Genomic DNA, 18,752 nt, shown 5'->3' on the forward strand with positions numbered 1-18,752 from the left:
CGCTATTTCCCAAACATCCCAGCGTGAGTACAAAAATTACAGCTATTTTAAAATATTTTTTCATAATATACATCAAATCAAACAATTCTGTTGCGTTAAAATACACAAAAAGCAGCAACATTATAGCGCCGCTTTAGGAACATATTTCATTACTTTTTGCAGCTTTATTTCAAGTTCTTTTATTTTTTTCTGCGTTAACCTGTTTTCTTTCTTTTCCTCTCCTCTCCTATTTCTTTAATGCCCTGGTATCTTCCCATTTTGCCACTCAGGTAGATATTAAAACCAATGATCGCAGCCAATAATCCACCTATAAACCCAAATACAGACCAAAAAGTTGTATTTAAAGTACCAACTCCCTGGTCTAACCGTTTAACTTCCAATTTCAATGTGTTTTCTAACACTGTCAATTTCTGTTCAATACCAGTCATTCTCGTTTCAATGCGAGTCATCCTCTTTTCAATGCGAGTCATCCTCGTTTCCATCTCATTCACTCCTTTATCAATCTCCAGGAGTTTCTTATAAATTTGGGCGTTACTTACCTGCTCATTCGCAGAGGCATAATCGCTATTTCCCAAACATCCCAGCGTGAGTACAAAAATTACAGCTATTTTAAAATATTTTTTCATAATATACATCAAACAATTTGTAGCAACAATTTACTTATTGATAATAATTTTCTTAACGACAATTCTTTCCCCATCATCAATTTTGAGAAAATAAATTCCATTATTGAGATTATTCAAATCCAAAGTAAAATTATTATTTTTTATTTGCTTATATTCCTGAGAATAAGCAATTTGTCCTAATATATCAATCAGCGATAATTTAAGGAGGCCATTTACCTCGAAATTAAAGCCGATGTTTACAAAGCCATTTACAGGATTAGGATAAATGTTAACAGTGTTTTGGTTATTCCATTCAGAAATACTACTACTTACCTGATCTTTCAATAGAATACTAAAACTCCCTTGATCCCCATTAAAACCATCAACCTGAAGGAAGTAAATTTGACCAGGCGTCAAACCTGTAAAAGCAATTTCAGACATATAGTTACCGGCAGCGGTATCAATATCTTCATTGCATGTAAATGGAGTGAGCAGACCTGAGCATGTATTATCCGCTGAAACATACAACGTTAGCTGAGAATTTGTCATGCTACCGGCAATAGTAGTTGCTGTAATGTTTCCGGTAGCTGTGGCTATAAAACTAAACCATACACTATTATTTACCAGGTTATCTTCCCAGCACGATCCTGGGATTTCGCCTGGAGCAGCCGTTGCATTGGTATTGTCACTACTATCAGCAATATTAAAAAGTAACGAGTCGGCATTACATATATCATCATTAATTTGTGTTATTATACAATTGATATGGTGTATATGTGCATCATTAAAAGTGATTGTATCTGTACCTCCATTGGGATTGGTAGTATAAGCCTTAAAGATATGTCCTCCAAGCGAAATAGGGATTGCAGGCAGGTTGATATTGACAGTACCATTAGTAGCTAAATTACCCGTCCATGAGTACGTGTTTACCGGATCAGCATCTATTTGGTAGTTTATCGTTACGGATGTAAGTGTGTCAGAGGCAAAATTCTTAAGTGTTACAACCGGATTAATTGAATCTGCACAACCGGTTCCATCAGGTGTAAGGATACTAATGATGCCAGCATCTAAAAGCGGTAAAGAAGGAGGTATACAACCTTGAGAAGTTTTGATACTTGCCCTGGGTCCATTTAACGTACCCATCATTCTTGTTTTCTGCCCCTGAGTAAATATATTCATACAAGCGTCATCGGTATAGTCCATAAAATTTGATGTCATATCATTCTGGTCAACAGGGGTTTCGGTGCAGGTATTTTGAGTGCCAGGGGGGCAGCCCCAATTAAACGAAGAGGTTGGGGGGGTGTCGCATACTCTGTCACCCATTGAGAAACAGTTTGTTGAAGCGGTTCCTACACATCCTCCATCAAAGGTATGATATAAGGCAAACCAGTGGCCAATTTCATGTGTAGCGGTTCTTCCTTTGTTAAATGGCGGGGAAAGCGTACCGACCCTCCCGAAATAATTATAGCCACATACAACTCCATCCTCAGCAGCAGGTCCGGAATTAGGGAATGTAGCATATCCTAATAAACTTCCCCCTAAATTACCCACCCAGATATTGAGATAATCATTTTTGGGCCAGGCATCTGCGCCTAACTGGGCTGTATATTTAATGTCATCATTGGTCCATGAATTAACCGTGGTCTGGGTTCTGGTAATTCCATTTGTAGGATTGCCTGATGGATCCCGGAGGGCAAGGCAAAATTCTATGTCACAATCAGCAGCAACACCAACGAATCCGGATGGGGTAAGCGTAGAATCTGCATTCAGTCTTCTGTAATCTTCATTTAAAACATCAATTTGTGAAATTACCTGAGCATCTGAGATGTTTTGAGTTGCGGTTTCCCAAACTACGTGAACAACTACAGGAATTGTTATAACTACGTTATTTGTTTTTGAATTTGGATGGTTTTTCTTCCATTTCTGCACCTGTGTTTCAATCAAATTCATCCTCTTTTCAAATCCAACAGGGTCTGAGGTTTTTTGCTGCTCTAAGTAAGCCATCGTACCGCAGGTTCTTTTAATTACTTTATCTTTTTTACCCTCTCCTTTTACAACAATGCCTGGGCTGGACTTTAGCATTTTATGCTGAGCAAATAAATATGTTGCTGCAAGCATAAATAAAACGATAAGAAAAGTTTTTGTTCTCATTGTGTGTTTAGTTTATTTAATTTTTTTGCAAGTTAATAAAGATTAGGAAAACAACTAAAAATATATAAATATTTGTCTGCAAGCCGACAGTAGCCGAAATGAAGGATTAAACATTTAAATCTTGAGTCCACTCTAATAAGTCCAAAAAATAAAAATGCCACTAAAACACCAAAACACCAAATCTCATCCCGCATGTGCGGGACTGAAAATCAATCAGTTAATTTTTGGTGGAATTTTGTGTTTTGGTGCTTTTGTGGCAAAAAAGACTTTTTAGAGTGGACTCAATCTTCATTTAAGAACTGTGATCATTAATAGCTACAACTGCTTTTATCTCCGGCACTGCCTGTTTTATGGTTTCTTCTATACCTGCTTTCATGGTAATTTCTGATATAGAGCACGAGCTGCAGTTGCCAAGAAGCTCTACTTTTGCTACCATATCTTTTGTTACCTCTACTAACTTTACATCTCCACCATCAATTTCGAGGTAATCCCTGATAGATTCAAGTGCGTTTTCTATCCTATTCATTAAATCTTTATCTGATATAGTCTTTTCGGTATTCATTATACATCTTCCATTATTAAAGCGTTCTTTATTGCGATCTGCTGTGCAACAGATTCAGCAAGCGCTGTAAATACCCCGGAATTTACAGTATCCCCGGTATTATCATGATCTTTGCCATCCAATATTGCAGGATGGCCATTATCACCAGATTCTCTTATATTTTGAACTAAAGGAATACAGCCTAACAAAGGAATATTATTTCTCTTTGCCAGATCCTTACCACCATCTTTTCCGAAAATATAATATTTATTATCCGGCAATTCCAGCGGTGTAAAATAAGACATATTCTCTACAATTCCCAATACCGGAACATTAATCTGTGGCATCTGAAACATAGCTATTGCTTTTTGAGCATCATCAAGGGCAACTTTTTGCGGGGTGGTGACAATAATAGCGCCTGTGAGAGGCACTGTCTGGACCAAAGTTAAATGAATATCGCTTGTACCGGGAGGCAGATCAATAAATAAGTAATCCAACCCACCCCAATTGCTATCAGAGATAAATTGCTTTAATGCCGAACTTGCCATAGGGCCCCGCCACACAACAGCATTATCCGAAGGGGCTAAAAATCCTATGGAGATCAATTTTACGCCATATTGTTCAATGGGTGTGATCATGTTTTTGCCATTTACTGCTGTTATGCCCGGTTTTTTATCTTCAACATTAAACATTCCAGGTATAGAGGGGCCAAAAATATCTGCATCAATCAATCCCACTTTAGCCCCGGATATTGCCAATGCCACTGCAAGGTTCGCAGTAATGGTAGACTTCCCTACCCCGCCCTTACCGGATGCAACTGCAACAATGTTTTTTACTTTTGGCAATACCGGCCCCTCATCTGATCTTACCGATGTTACTTCAGAAGTAAAATTAACCGTTATATCCAAATCCTTATCTACCGTTTCTTTAATAGCTTCAATACAAGAGCTTTTAAGCAGCTCTTTTAAAGGACAGGCAGGAGTGGTTAATAATATGGTAAAGCTTACCTTCTTACCCTCAATTTTAATATCTTTGATCATATCAAGCGTAACAAGGTCTTGCTTCAGGTCGGGTTCTTCTACCTTGCTTAAGGCTTTTAGTATGTCTTGCTGTTTAATATCCATATTTAAAATAATAACTGACAAAGTTAACTATTTAAAAGTTTTATTCAAAACTTATTTTTAAAAAAATATTCTATAAAATTTGTTTTTTCAAATTAATTATTTATAACTTGCAGTTTGTTTTCTATGCACTTTTTTCTATTCTCTTCAAATTGTTAGCAAAAACGCTAGATTTTCAAGTATTGTTACTCAAATATTATAAATTATGAAAAATACTACAGCTGACGACCCCAAAAGAAAACTTCATTGCAAAATACATAAGTTACTGCTTTCAGCTTTCTTAATTACGCTGTTTATCAGTTCAGGCAAAGCTCAACCCATTGTTACAGAAGAATGGGTTGAAACTTTTAGCGGGCCGGATTCTATTCTTAATATTGCTACTGCAATAGATGTTAACGGTAATGTTTATGTTACCGGCACAACTACAAATTTAGCTACTGGCGAAGATTTTGGCACGCTCAAATATGATAAGAACGGAAATTTATTATGGGCGAAAATATATGACGGCCCTGCCAGTGGTTCAGATCAGGCAACTTCGATCGTAGCTGATCATGATTGTAATGTGTATGTAACCGGGAATAGTTACGGAGGTCTTGCAACCAGAGAAGACTGGGCTACTATAAAATATGATTCATTAGGGAATGTTCAATGGATTATTCGTTTTGATGGGCCGGCAAGCGATAGAGATGAACCAAGGGCTATTACGCTTGATAGTGCCGGCAATGTATATGTAACCGGCTTTAGTAGAGGTATAGGTACTAATGATGATTATACTACCATTAAATATAATTCTAATGGCGTACAGCAATGGGCGGCATTTTTTAATGGCCCGGGCAATGAAATTGATAGAGCAAATGCCCTGGCAGTGGATAATTTGGGTAATGTATATATAACGGGAAAAAGCAGAGGGATTGGTATTGAAAGAGAATATTCAACAATAAAATATGATGCAAACGGCATACAACTCTGGGAACAGCGATATGATGGTACCGGAACAGGTGATAGCGAAACAAAGGGGATAGTATTGGATGCAAATAATAATGTATATATAACCGGTTCCAGTACAGAAAACGGATCAGGGCTGGACTATACAACTATAAAATACAGTACATCAGGCATACAACAATGGATAAGCCAATTTAACGGGCCTGGAAATGGACAGGATCAGGCAAATGCAATTGCAATAGATGCTCATGGGAATATATTTGTAACAGGCAGCAGCTTTATTAATGCCAATCAAATACTTTTTATTGGCAATTTTGATTATACAACCATCAAATACGACACAAATGGCACAGAACAATGGGTAGCAAGTTTTAGCGGACCAATTGATGGTTTTGATAGAGCGAATGCTATTACGGTTGATAAAGATGGGAATGTATATGTAACAGGAGGCATAGCATCAGACACAATAGACCTTGGATTTTTTGTAGAGACAGTGTCTGATTATGCAACCATTAAATATGACAGCATCGGTAATGAAGTATGGGTACAAACGTTTAGCGGACAAGTTAAAGGAAATGATGTGGCTAATGATATTGCTTTAGATGATGATGGCAATGTATATATTACAGGTTTTAGCTTCAATGGAAATAATTTTGATTATGCAACGATTAAATATAGTCAAGAGATAGAGAATGTTATTTATTGTGTTTTTGATGAGCTGTTAGATCAACAATTACAAAAAGATCCTTTTCTTCAGGATCAGCTTAACCAACAAGAATTAATCATCAAAGACTTCATTGAAAAATGTAAGCTTAACCCTGATAGCTGCACTGAATTTATAATACCTGTAGTTGTACATATTATACATGCCCCTGCTGATTCAATACCACAAGATGGAACAAGTAATATTACAGACGCACAAATAGAATCACAAATTGATGCATTAAACGCTGCTTTTAGCAATGCCTCTGGCGCTCCTCCACCTGCAGATAGCATGCATATAAAATTTTGTTTTGCCACGATAAAACCTAACGGAGACACAAATTGGGTTGGCAGACCCGGTATTACCAGAACGGCATCTTCATTAACAAACCATCAAATAATAGAATCAGAATTGACACAATTGGCATTAATAGGCTACCCCCAGGTAGAATATTTTAATATATGGGTAGTTAGCTCTATTAATGACCAAAATTTAACTGGTACTATATTGGGATATTCAGTGCCCCCTTTTTCTGCTCCCCTTGATGGTGTAGTAATAAGGAACGATGTTTTTGGTGATAATACCCCTGTTGGTAATAATTACAATCTCCGCCCTTTTCATGACCAGGGCAAGGTATTGGTGCATGAGACAGGTCATTATTTAAATTTACTTCACGTTTTTAACGCTGGGTGTTCTGGTACTGATTCGAGTAATTGTCTTGATTTTGGTGATAGGGTATGTGATACACCTCCTGATAGTTTAGAGACCTATGGCTGCCCAATAGATACCCCCAATACATGCTCCGAAACTCCCCTTGACCTACCAGACCAATTTGAAAATCATTTGGATTATACTGATGATGCCTGTAAAACTACGCTTACTGTTGGTCAAAGAGAGAGGATGCACGCCATACTATCAACTGTTAGAAAAACATTAGCTTCTTTTGACAATTTAGTAAGCGTAGGTGTTGAATGTTTACCCCCAGGTTTTTATGCTACTATCAATGGTTCTACAAGCCAAAAATGTATAGGAGAAACTGCTACATTTAATTCTGCACAACCTAATACTGCCGTAAGTTATGAATGGACTTTTTTTGGAGGAAACCCATATACTACAAATGGCCCTGGACCACATACGATTACCTATGACACAGTAGGGGCTTGGGGAGTTAGTCTTACGGTTACAGATTCTCTCGGTACAATTATTACTAATTTTGAACCCAGTTTAGTTTTTGTAGATTCTTGTAATCCAATAGCAAGTACACAGGGAAATTGGTATTTTGGTTTTTTTACTGGTCTTAATTTTAGTAGTGGGAAAGCAGTTTCAGTAAATGGTGCTCTATTTACAAATGAAGCATGTGCAGCTATTAGTGATTCAAATGGAACTCTATTATTTTATACTGACGGAAGAAAGGTTTATGATATAAATCATGATACTATGCCTGGTGGAACATTAAATGGTAGTATAAATTCACCTATTGCTGGAGGTCTTTATTCTACTACTTCAGCTGCGCAAGGTGCATTAATTGTGCCAAATCCCGGAGATACTAATCAATTTTATATATTCACTGTATCAGATATTGGAACTAAGAATTTTGGATTAAGTTATACAATAATTGATATGACATTAAGAGGAGGGCTTGGTGACATAGATACAAACAATTTAAATATTTCTGCACCCGGAGTAAATCCTAAAACAACAGAGCATCTTGCAGCTATACCACATTGTAATGGAACAGATTATTGGATAATCGTTCATGGCGCAGAAGACCCTTTCCGTAATAAATTGTTAACTTATCTGTTAACTTCTTCTGGATTACAATTACCAGTAGTAAGTAATTCGTTCTCTGTACCTATCACAAGCCAGCAGGCCTGGGCTGGTCAAATAGACGTAGCACCCAATGGTAGAATGGTAGCAATGCCAAGTTTTTCTGGTGGAGGATGTTCTCTTTATGATTTTGATAAAGCCACTGGCATATTTACTAATATTAAAGTGTTTTCAGGTTATCCGTATAGTGCCAGTTTTAGCCCCAATTCCAAATTGCTTTATTTACAAAAAGCTACAGGCGATCCATCTACATCGCATGTTGTCCAAATTGATCTATCATTTATTAATTTTAACCTATTTCCAATAATTAATGTTATTGGTACAGGTAATGGATTTACAAATTCACTACAATTGGGACCTGATGGAAAAATATATATGACAAGGTGGGGTGAACCAAAACTTTCTGTGATCAATTATCCAAATAATCTTAATTCTATTAACGATCCTAATGCTTGTGGATTTAACTATAATGGAATAAATTTAACTGGTGGATCATATAGGGGACTTCCAAATATGATTGATGCATTACCAAGTAGGGCTGCTGATTTTCAATTCTTTATTACTAACTGTGGTACAGTAGAATTCCATAACATGAGTTGTGGAAATTCATTTTTCTGGGATTTTGGTGATGGTAATACTGATACGGTTGAGCATCCTACACATATTTACGTTGATACAGGTACATATATTGTAACAATTACTATTGACAGTATTTTGACCCTCTCACAAACTTTAGAAATAAAAATACCTGACTCACCAATCATTGCAGGACCATCAGTTGTTTGTGAAGGTTTGGTTGGTATTTATTCTACTAATGACCTGGGATTTACCTACGATTGGTCAGTAAATGGTGGTATTCCTGACGATACCACAAATATTACCAGTATTGATGTAATTTGGGGAGGATTAGGAGGGAAGGTTATTCTTATTGTTACAGATCAAAGCACAGGCTGTATAAACGCTGATACCTTGTTAGTAACATTTGTTTCACTACCGGTCAATGCAGGAACCGATTCAAATATTTGCTTTGGTGATAGTGTTGTAATTGGACCGCAAATTGTTGATACTACTTTGACCTATAGCTGGTTGCCAACAACTGGATTAAATGATCCAAATATACCAAATCCAACTGCTTCACCAAATGATACAACTGAGTACATTTTATTAGTAACTGACACGAATGGTTGTATTGGAACTGATAGTGTAATAATAAATGTAACGGGTGAATTCTCGTTTAATATGATTGCCTTTGTATATCCAAACGGATATAATATAAGTTGTAACGGAGCTTCAGATGGATCTGTAATTGGTATTGATACCTTTGGTGGAACACCACCAATTGATTTAGTTGAGTTTAACAATATCCCGCCTCCTGTAGCTCCCACCAATTTAAGTGCAGGGATATATACAGCAATTATTTCTGATTCGAACGGTTGTATTGCAATTGACTCTATAACCATAACAGAGCCGCCAAGTTCGATCACGGCAAGTGGTCCAACCATCTTTTGCGAAGGTGATTCAGTTGTATTAACATCTAATTCACCTACAAATAATCAATGGTATTTGAATGGAAACATTCTTCCGGGAGACACCAATCAAACCCTGATCGTTGATTCTTCTGGTTTCTATACTGTAATATCGACAATTCCTGATGCTTGTGGGATCACAGTTGAGGAAGTTGTATGTGATACCATTTCACCTGATTTGTGTGTAGATATTATTGGATCACAATTGGTGGGAAACTTTGCTTGTGAGAATCCTGTTGACTCGTTATGTATTTTTTGTGGTCCAATACAATATGAAGTTACTTATCAAAATTTTGGAACAACGATGACCACACCCTGTACCCTTACTGTTACCTTACCTTCCCAGGTTAGCTATATTTCATCAGACCCGCCTGTACCACCGCCTGATACAGTAATTATAGGGCCTCCCATACAGCTTATATGGACTTCTTTATGTGATACTTCATTTGATCAAAATATAGTTGGTAACAATCTCACTATAATAACAGAGATATCTTCGCAAATACCATCTTGTATTATCATACCAGATACATTAACTGCATCAGCAGAATTCACACCATTGGATGGAGGCTGTGATAATTTAGACGTGGATACTATAATATATAATGGCCCTTTTGACCCCAATGATAAAATGTTGGTAAGCCCGCAAGGTGTGGGTATTTGCCACACTATACTTAAAACCGATGTACTTATTTACCAGGTCAATTTTCAGAATGTAGGCACTGACCTCGCACATAATGTGGTTATTGTTGATACCTTAAACCCTGCAGTTTTAGATATTTTCACTTTCAATCTGCTTCATACCAGCCATCCTGCTGCTTTTACCCTTACACCCCAGGGAATTTTAACCTTTATTTTCAATAATATCAACCTGCCTGACAGCGCTGCTGATTTAGCAGGAAGTGTCGGTTTTGTAAAGTTTAGCATTCAACCCGTTTCAAACATTGCTCCGGGTACTGTTATTGATAATAAAGCAGCCATTTATTTTGATTCCAATGACCCCGTTATTACCAATACCGTAATGAATACGATTTTGGGTGAACCGCTTCAAATAACTGCAAATGGCCCAACAACTTTCTGTGCAGGCGATAGTGTAACTTTAACCTCAAGCACTGCCAATAGCTTTTTATGGACAAACGGAGACACTACGCAATCCATTACAGTTAATACTTCAGGTAACTTTAGCGTATCGGATGCCAGCGGTTGCCTGGCAAATTCCGAACCAGTTACAGTAACAGTTATTACAGCGCCAATGGTTGATGCCGGTGATGACCAAACCGTATATATTGGTTATACGCCTCAGGGATGTGCTGTACTTTCTGCTGTTGCTTCTGGTGGTGATCCTCCCTACAGCTACTCATGGAGCACTGGTGAAACCACACAAGACATTACTGTTTGTCCTGCTATAACTACTACCTATACCGTAACATTAACGGACGCAAACGGTTGTTTTTCTTCAGATGAGGTAACCGTAAATGTGATTGATGTTCGTTGCGGTAACAACCTGAATAAAGTACTAATATGCCATATTCCACCGGGCAATCCTGATAATCCGCAGACGATATGTATCAGTTCAAATGCAGTTCCTGCTCATCTCACTAATCATGGCGATTATTTAGGGCAATGTGTAGATTCTACTTTCACAGACACTACAAATTTTAAAGCAAAATTTTCAGCTATGTTATTAAAAATTTATCCAAACCCTTTTAAACATACTACAACTATAGAATATTGCCTGCCGGAAGAAACACAAAATGCAGAGATTCGTGTTTATGATATTATTTCTGGCATGAAATTAAAATCATACTATATTGATGAACCTGGTTACGGCAAATTGATCATAAAAGCCTCTGATTTTAATACAGGTATGTATATGTATGAGCTTTATGTGGACGGAGTTCCTATTTCATTTAAGAAGTTTTTTATCATTGAATAGTTAAACAAAAAACAAAATGACAAAGAAAAAGCTAATTTTTAAAATATTGATTTTTATATTAATTAACATCTGTTCAAAGTCATTTGCTCAATGGCAGACTATTTATTATCCTGATAGTGTTTATACACTACCTGTTCTCGAATCTGTATATTTTGTTGACTATAATAATGGCATGGCAGCAGGTTCGGGTGTTTCTACCTGGGTTAAAGCAATTATAATCAGAACAAAAGATAACGGGTTAACGTGGGATACTGTATTTTATTCAGTTGATTCTTCTACATTTGAGCAAATAACCTTTTCAAATAGTAATACTGCTTTTGCTGTTGGTATAAAAGTTTTCCAGCTTGGTCAAAAAGGAATGATTGCAAGAACTAATGATTTTGGAAATAATTGGGATACTACGATAACATCAGCAAAACTACATTCGGTATCATTCCCAAGCGATAGTATTGGTTATGCTGTAGGTAGTGGTGGAACTGTATTAAAAACTACTGATGCCGGCAACAACTGGTTTACTCAGAATTCAACGGTTAATGATTATCTTTATTCTGTATATTTTCTCAATGATACTGTGGGGTTCTCATGTGGAGATACTTTTGTTTTAAAAACAATGGATGGAGGTAATAGCTGGTCAAATATTAATATCGGGGGTCTTCCTGCTAATGGATATCCTTATCAACAGGTATTCTTTTCTTCTGATAGTGTAGGATATTATATGAGAAGTTCTGATGGTTTCATTACTTACGTTTATAAAACTATTGATGGTGGTATTAATTGGAATTTACAATCCACCCTTCCTTCTTTCGAAAATTATTCTGCAATGTTTTTTATAAATGATACAACGGGTTATATTATGGGATGGTTTTCAATGCTAAAAACTATAGATGGGGGGGCGAGTTGGAATATTCAAACATCCATTCCTGGTGGATTTTGGAATGAAATGCAAGATGTTTTCTTTTTGAATAAAGATACGGGGTTTGCTGTTGGCCCAGGTATGTTTCATAAAACAACAATTGGAGGAGAATGTGTAACTCCCGCTAGTTTTAGTTTTTCAGATTCATTATTAACTGTTTCCTTTTATGATTCAATGTTTAATTCAACAAGCTGGTACTGGGCTTTTGGAGACGGTGATACGAGCACACAACAAAACCCTATCCATACTTATGATAGTGCAGAGATATATAATGTATGCTTAACAGCAACAAGTATATGTGATACGGTTACAATATGTGATTCTGTTACTGTATCTTGTCTTAAACCAATTTCATTATTCAGTTATATAGATTCTTCATTATCAGTTAGCTTTTCAGATTCATCAACAGGTGCAACGAGTTGGCTGTGGGATTTTGATGATGGAGATACAGATACAATTCAAAACCCTGCTCACATTTATCAAAATCCGGGTACATATACAGTAATATTGATTGCTGGTAATGTGTGCGGTAGTGATACTATTATGCGGTCGGTTACAGTAAATGCATTAGGTATAAGTGAGTCGGTATTTAATGATTTTAAATTATATCCCAATCCAAATAATGGCAATTTTAAAATAGATTATCAATTATCTAAAGGAAAAAAGGGGAAGTTAACTATTTTCGATATAATGGGAAAAAAAATATTTACCTATCCTCTTGTAAATGAAACGGATAACCTTAAAATCAGCAAAGATGAAGTTTTGGAAAATGGTTTGTACTTTTATCAAATCATAATTAATAATAATATTGTTAGGAGAGAAAAATTGTTAATAATAAAATAATAGCAATTATTTTTTTCATTAAGATTGTATATTAATATTACATTGCGTACTTAACGAACCTGATATGCTTTGGCATTGTTACCATCCTGCTGCTTTTACCCTTACGCCCCGGGGAATATTAACCTTTATTTTCAATAATATCAACCTGCCTGACAGCGTTGCGGATTTAGCAGGAAGTACCGGTTTTGTGAAATTTAGTATTCAACCAGTTTCAAACATTGCTCCGGGTACTGTTATTGAAAATAAGGCAGCAATATATTTTGATTCTAATGATCCTGTTATTACCAATACCGTAATGAATACAATTTTGGGTGAACCACTTCAAATAATAGTGAGTGGTCCAACGACTTTCTGTGAACCGGATAGTATCACCCTGACTTCCAGCCCTGCTAACAGCTATTTATGGTCAACCGGTGATACTACACAATCCATTACAGTTAATACTTCAGGTAACTTTAGCGTATTGGATGCCAGCGGTTGCCTGGCAAATTCCGAACCGGTTATCGTAACAGTTATTACTGCACCAACAGTTGATGCCGGTGATGACCAAACCGTATATATTGGCTATACGCTTCAGGAATGTGCCGTTCTTTCTGCTGTTGCTTCTGGTGGTGATCCTCCTTACAGCTACTCATGGAGCGCTGGTGAAACCACACAAGACATTACTGTTTGTCCTACTGTAACTACTGCCTATACCGTAACAGTAACGGACGCAAACGGTTGTTCTTCTTCAGATGAAGTAACCGTAAATGTAGTTGATGTTCGTTGCGGTAACAAACTGAATAAAGTACTAATATGCCATATTCCACCAGGCAATCCTGATAATCTGCATACTATTTGTATCAGCCCAAATGCTGTTCCTGCTCATTTGGCACAACATGGTGATTATCTGGGGCAGTGTGTGGATACTTCATTTACCGATAGTTTAAATTTTCAGGTGCAATCTTCAGCGGCACTATTAAAAATCTCACCCAATCCGTTTAAAAACAACTCAACCATAGAATACTACTTACCACAAGAAGTACAAAACGCTGAAATTATAATATACGATATTATTTCGGACAAAAAATTAAGATTGTACCGTATTGATGAAAATGGTTATGGGAAATTGATCATAAATGCGTCTGATCTAAGGGCAGGTATGTATTGGTACGGGCTTCATGTAAATGGGAGTAATATTTCAATGAGGAAGTTTATTATTATTGAATAATTTAAGAAGCTATAAAATTTTCATATACATTTTGATATAATATACTCGTATACAAAACCTAATGCTAATGAAAACTTTTAACAAGCTATACTTAATTTTTATCCTTTGTATATTATTTTCTATCCATCTCTGTATAGCTCAAACATGGCAATGGGGAGAAAAAATAGATATTATTAGTTTATGGCCTCAAGGTCCTCGCATAGCAGTAGATGATTGTGGTAATAGCTATGTTACCGGTAACGGTATTGGAGGAAGTGCTGATATATTCTTGGCAAAATATGATCCTCATGGAAATCTGATTTGGATAAAACAACCAGAAGGTTCCGGCATTGATAAAGCACTTGAAATTACCTTAGACGAATCAAACAATATTTATATTACAGGTTTTTTTAATTGGTGGATTTCTGGAACTGATAGTGGTATTGTAATATTTGAAGACGATACCTTAATAAGTAAAGGTAATGCTGATATTTTCATCGCTAAATATGATTCGGATGGTAATATGTTATTGGTTAAACAAGCCGGAGGTAAATATCAGGATCAGGGATCCGCAATTAGTGTTGATTTATTAGGTAACATTATAATCACCGGCTCTTTTAATGATACCATTATTTTTGATAACTCAGATACTTTGATTTCAGATTCATCTGATGTATTTGTGGCAAAATACGATTCAATTGGGAATGTCCTTTGGGTAAGACAATTTGGTGGTAAATACTATGATGAAAGTGTAGGAATCGCTGTAGATGACAATAACAATATTTATATAACAGGCTATTTTGAAGATACACTTATATTTGGTCCAGATACACTTTCGGCTTTTGTTACTGATGATTTATTATTTTTAGTAAAATATAATGCTTCCGGTAATGAAATTTGGGCTAAAATGGGTGTTGGAAATTACATTGGTGCTGGGAATACCGGAGAGGTAAAAGATATAACTATTGATCTCTCAAATAATATCTATATTACAGGTTATTTTGATGATTTTATTTATTTTGACTCTATCCAGTTAACCAATTTCAGTGTAAATGCTAATTTATTTTTATTCAAATTCGACACACTTGGCAATGTAATCTGGGCGAAAAAAGAAGGAGGGGTATCAGCAAGGGTAGAAGGTTATGGAATAAGCACAGATGATTCAAGTAATATTTATATTACAGGCAATTTTGGTGGTACAGTTTCTTTTGGAAATGATACATTAATTGATACCACATTTAGTAATATTTTTGTCGTTAAATATAATTCAGCCGGCAATAATATTTGGGTTAAACAAGCAGGTGGGGAATATTTTGATTCTGGATATGGAATTGATATAGATAAGAGGGGGAATGCTTATATTACAGGTATTTTTGGGTCTTTTCTTTTTCCAGGAGGAACTGCTGTTTTTGGAGATGACACTTTAGAAGTTACTGCTAGTGATTGGTCAGGTTTCATCGCAAAATTAGGCAATCCCTCTTTATCAATTAATATTATCAACAGCAGTAATGTAATTTGTAATGGTGACAGCAATGGCTATGCAATAGTAACCTCCAATGGAGGTATCATGCCTTATACTTATTTTTGGTCTAATGGAGATACAACAGATTCAATAGGAGATTTAACAGCAGGAACCTACACCGTAATTATAACGGATTCGCTGGAGTGCAGCGTAACAGGTTCAGTTACAATCACCGGGCCAACACCTTTAACTGCAAGCATTGCTCAAATCAGCAATATAAGCTGCTTTAATGAATGTGATGGTGAGGCTATAGTCTCTTATTCAGGTGGTACAACACCTTATATGATTGCCTGGGATGATTCAACAGCTTTTTCAGATACTATAATCACATTGTGTTCCAGTAATCATACTGTAATAATTTATGATAGCAATGGCTGCATAGCTTTTGATACTATCACAATCATTGAACCTGATTCCATTACAATCACATATACTATTGATTCAGCCAACCAAGGCAATAATGATGGTGTAATATATCTCACAGTAACAGGAGGCACTCAACCTTATACTTTTTCATGGTCAAATGGCGATACTACAGAAGATTTAGACAGCATACTTGCCGGTACTTATATAGTTTTGGTTACAGATTCATTGGGCTGCATTGATTCAGCAAGTATAGAAGTACAGGAAATAACAGGCATTCAACAATTTTTATCAATCATTACCGAGTTAAAAGTTTATCCCAATCCAAATGACGGCAATTTTCAAATAGATTATCAATTACCCGAAGGACAAAAGGGGGAATTAACTATTTTCAATATAATGGGTAAAAAATTATTTACCTATCCTCTTGTAAATGAAATGAACAGCCTTAAAATCAGCAAAGGCAGTGTTTTGAAGAATGGTTTGTACTTTTATCAAATCGTAATTAATAATCATATAGTCACTACAGAAAAATTATTAATAATGGCTTATTAGATATATATCTTTCTATTTTTCTTAAAAGTCGCTGGTTTAGTCAGTGACTTTTTTTATTTTTACATTTTTCCGGCAACCAGTATCCAGCAACTACCTAAAATGGGCAATATCTCTAAAAAAACAGTTGACCAGATCCACAATGCCATAGACATCGTAGATGTTATCAATGACTTTGTACCTTTAAAGAGAAAGGGTAAAGATATGAAGGCACTTTGTCCTTTCCATAACGAAAAGACCCCTTCATTTTCGGTTTCTGCTGCAAGGGGTATTTTTAAATGTTTTGGCTGTGGAAAAGGAGGCGATGCCATATCTTTTATAAAGGAATACCAGGGTTTTAGTTATTATGAAGCGCTCAAATACTTAGCCAATAAATATGGAATACAGGTTGAAGAAGATGAATTTACAGATGAAGACCTAAAGCAGCAAAGCGAAATAGAGAGCTTGTACATAGTGATGAGTTATGCTTGTAAATATTACCAGGAGCTGCTTTTTGAACATCCGGAGGGGAAATCAATAGGCATGACATATTTAAAAGAAAGGGGATATAACGAAAAAACCATCAGGGATTTTCAATTAGGCTATAGCCTGAATCAATGGGATGCCTTTAGCGTTGTGGCTCTGAAAAATGGCCATAGCGCTGATATGCTTGAGAAAGCCGGCTTAATAATTCGCAAGGAAGCAAAGCAATACGACAGGTTCAGGGAAAGGTTAATTTTTCCAATCCATAACCAGGCAGGAAAAGTGATCGCATTTGGAGCCAGGATATTGAAATCTGCCAAAGACCAACCCAAATATGTCAACTCACCTGAAACGGAAATTTATTCCAAAAGCAAGGTCTTGTATGGCATATACCAGGCAAAACAGGCAATCCGGCAGGAAGATAACTGCTATTTGGTGGAAGGCTACACTGATGTGATCTCGTTGCACCAGGCTGGGATACATCATGTTGTTGCCTCATCAGGCACTTCGCTTACAGAAGACCAAGTGAGGTTGATTGCCAGATTTTCTAAAAATATAACAATTTTATATGATGGAGACGAGGCAGGCATAAAAGCATCTATCCGGGGGGTTGATATGATCCTGGAAGCAGGACTGAATGTAAAAATAATAATGTTTCCTGAGGATGAAGACCCGGACAGCTATCTTAATAAAAAAGGCACATCGGATTTTAAAGCTTATTTGCTCAATAACCAAAAAAACTTCATCACTTTTATCACCGAATTCTATCTCAAAGATGCCGGCAATGATCCGGCTAAAAAAGCTCAAACTATTCGGGAAGTGGTTACAAGCATTTCAAAAATACCAGGACCGACTGAACGAACTATATTCTTAAAAGAATGCAGTAAACTTTTAGAAATTGATGAGAATACATTAGCCTATGAACTACATAAAAAACTGGGTGAAAAAAGAAAAGCATCTTTTCCTCATGAGTTTCCAACAAAAGAAGCAGGAAAAGATGATCCGGAGGAGGATATCTTTTTATATGAGGGGGAGCTGATAAAATTCATGATGCTTTATGCGTCTTTTAAAATAGATGAAAAAAGGAAATTTATAGAGTATGTATTAGAGCAAATAGAAGGTCTGGAATTTCTAACTCCTGTTTACTCCAAAATGCTCAATATCATAAAAAGTGAGCTTGGTAAAGGAAATATTCCTGATGAAAACTTTTTCTTAAAAAATGAAGATGAAGGTATAAAAAATGAAGCGATCAATCTGCTGTCTGAACAAGATGTGGTTAGCGAAAACTGGAAGAAGAAACATAAAATTGATGTCCCTGAAGATAAGGACATATTAGCCAGCATCACACATAAAACTATACAACGCTTAAAGATGAGGTATGTACAGAAGTGGGAACATGAAAATAAAAGCGAAATGCAAAAAACGGCAAATACAAAAGAAATTGAACAGCTCCAGAAAGTACATTTAAAACTAAAAGAAGATGAGCGGAAAATTGCTTCGGAGTTGGGTAATATTGTTGTAAGCGCATAGCGTAGAGATGCCCAAATTGGGCG

Annotated in this window: 9 protein-coding genes; 5 read left to right on the forward strand and 4 right to left on the reverse strand. The window is 36.3% G+C overall.

What is annotated here, in order from left to right:
* Positions 1-194: 194 nt before the first annotated feature.
* The 4 genes from FVQ77_01845 to FVQ77_01860 form a co-directional block, all read right to left on the reverse strand.
* Entirely contained in the window at positions 195-626 is a 432-nt protein-coding gene (locus FVQ77_01845) for a hypothetical protein (GenBank protein MBW8049085.1), read from the reverse strand.
* A 30-nt stretch (positions 627-656) separates the two neighbouring features.
* Positions 657-2,756, reverse strand: coding sequence for a T9SS type A sorting domain-containing protein (locus tag FVQ77_01850; GenBank protein MBW8049086.1), 2,100 nt, complete (start codon positions 2,754-2,756; stop codon positions 657-659).
* A gap of 292 nt (positions 2,757-3,048) precedes the next feature.
* The gene (locus FVQ77_01855; protein MBW8049087.1) at positions 3,049-3,318 is read right to left on the reverse strand and encodes a NifU family protein; all 270 of its coding nucleotides are present in this window, start codon (positions 3,316-3,318) and stop codon (positions 3,049-3,051) included.
* Complete coding sequence (locus FVQ77_01860; protein ID MBW8049088.1) at positions 3,318-4,421, reverse strand: Mrp/NBP35 family ATP-binding protein; 1,104 nt, start codon at positions 4,419-4,421, stop codon at positions 3,318-3,320. The genes FVQ77_01855 and FVQ77_01860 overlap by 1 nt, the downstream gene beginning before the upstream one ends.
* Positions 4,422-4,623: 202 nt before the next feature.
* On the opposite strand from FVQ77_01860, the gene FVQ77_01865 reads away from it, so the two are divergent.
* From FVQ77_01865 to dnaG, 5 genes are all read left to right on the forward strand, one after another.
* Positions 4,624-11,355 carry a hypothetical protein gene (locus FVQ77_01865; protein MBW8049089.1) on the forward strand — a complete coding sequence of 2,244 codons (6,732 nt, stop codon included), beginning with the start codon at positions 4,624-4,626 and terminating at the stop codon, positions 11,353-11,355.
* A 16-nt stretch (positions 11,356-11,371) separates the two neighbouring features.
* Positions 11,372-13,111: a PKD domain-containing protein gene (locus tag FVQ77_01870; GenBank protein ID MBW8049090.1), complete on the forward strand. Its 1,740-nt coding sequence runs from the start codon at positions 11,372-11,374 to the stop codon at positions 13,109-13,111.
* 64 nt (positions 13,112-13,175) lie between these two features.
* Complete coding sequence (locus FVQ77_01875; GenBank protein ID MBW8049091.1) at positions 13,176-14,321, forward strand: hypothetical protein; 1,146 nt, start codon at positions 13,176-13,178, stop codon at positions 14,319-14,321.
* A 61-nt stretch (positions 14,322-14,382) separates the two neighbouring features.
* On the forward strand, positions 14,383-16,740 hold the full coding sequence (locus FVQ77_01880; GenBank protein ID MBW8049092.1) for a T9SS type A sorting domain-containing protein: 2,358 nt from the start codon (positions 14,383-14,385) through the stop codon (positions 16,738-16,740).
* Between the two features lie 99 nt (positions 16,741-16,839).
* Positions 16,840-18,729, forward strand: coding sequence for a DNA primase (gene dnaG / locus FVQ77_01885; GenBank protein MBW8049093.1), 1,890 nt, complete (start codon positions 16,840-16,842; stop codon positions 18,727-18,729).
* Positions 18,730-18,752: the final 23 nt, after the last annotated feature.

The sequence above is a fragment of the Cytophagales bacterium genome, from assembly GCA_019456305.1.
Taxonomy (GTDB): Bacteria; Bacteroidota; Bacteroidia; order Cytophagales; family VRUD01; genus VRUD01.

Coding starts and splice junctions, on each gene's coding strand:
- FVQ77_01845 (MBW8049085.1), bottom strand. CDS start 626: ATGAAAAAATATTTTAAAATAGCTGTAATTTTTGTACTCACGCTGGGA.
- FVQ77_01850 (MBW8049086.1), bottom strand. CDS start 2,756: ATGAGAACAAAAACTTTTCTTATCGTTTTATTTATGCTTGCAGCAACA.
- FVQ77_01855 (MBW8049087.1), bottom strand. CDS start 3,318: ATGAATACCGAAAAGACTATATCAGATAAAGATTTAATGAATAGGATA.
- FVQ77_01860 (MBW8049088.1), bottom strand. CDS start 4,421: ATGGATATTAAACAGCAAGACATACTAAAAGCCTTAAGCAAGGTAGAA.
- FVQ77_01865 (MBW8049089.1), top strand. CDS start 4,624: ATGAAAAATACTACAGCTGACGACCCCAAAAGAAAACTTCATTGCAAA.
- FVQ77_01870 (MBW8049090.1), top strand. CDS start 11,372: ATGACAAAGAAAAAGCTAATTTTTAAAATATTGATTTTTATATTAATT.
- FVQ77_01875 (MBW8049091.1), top strand. CDS start 13,176: ATGCTTTGGCATTGTTACCATCCTGCTGCTTTTACCCTTACGCCCCGG.
- FVQ77_01880 (MBW8049092.1), top strand. CDS start 14,383: ATGCTAATGAAAACTTTTAACAAGCTATACTTAATTTTTATCCTTTGT.
- dnaG (MBW8049093.1), top strand. CDS start 16,840: ATGGGCAATATCTCTAAAAAAACAGTTGACCAGATCCACAATGCCATA.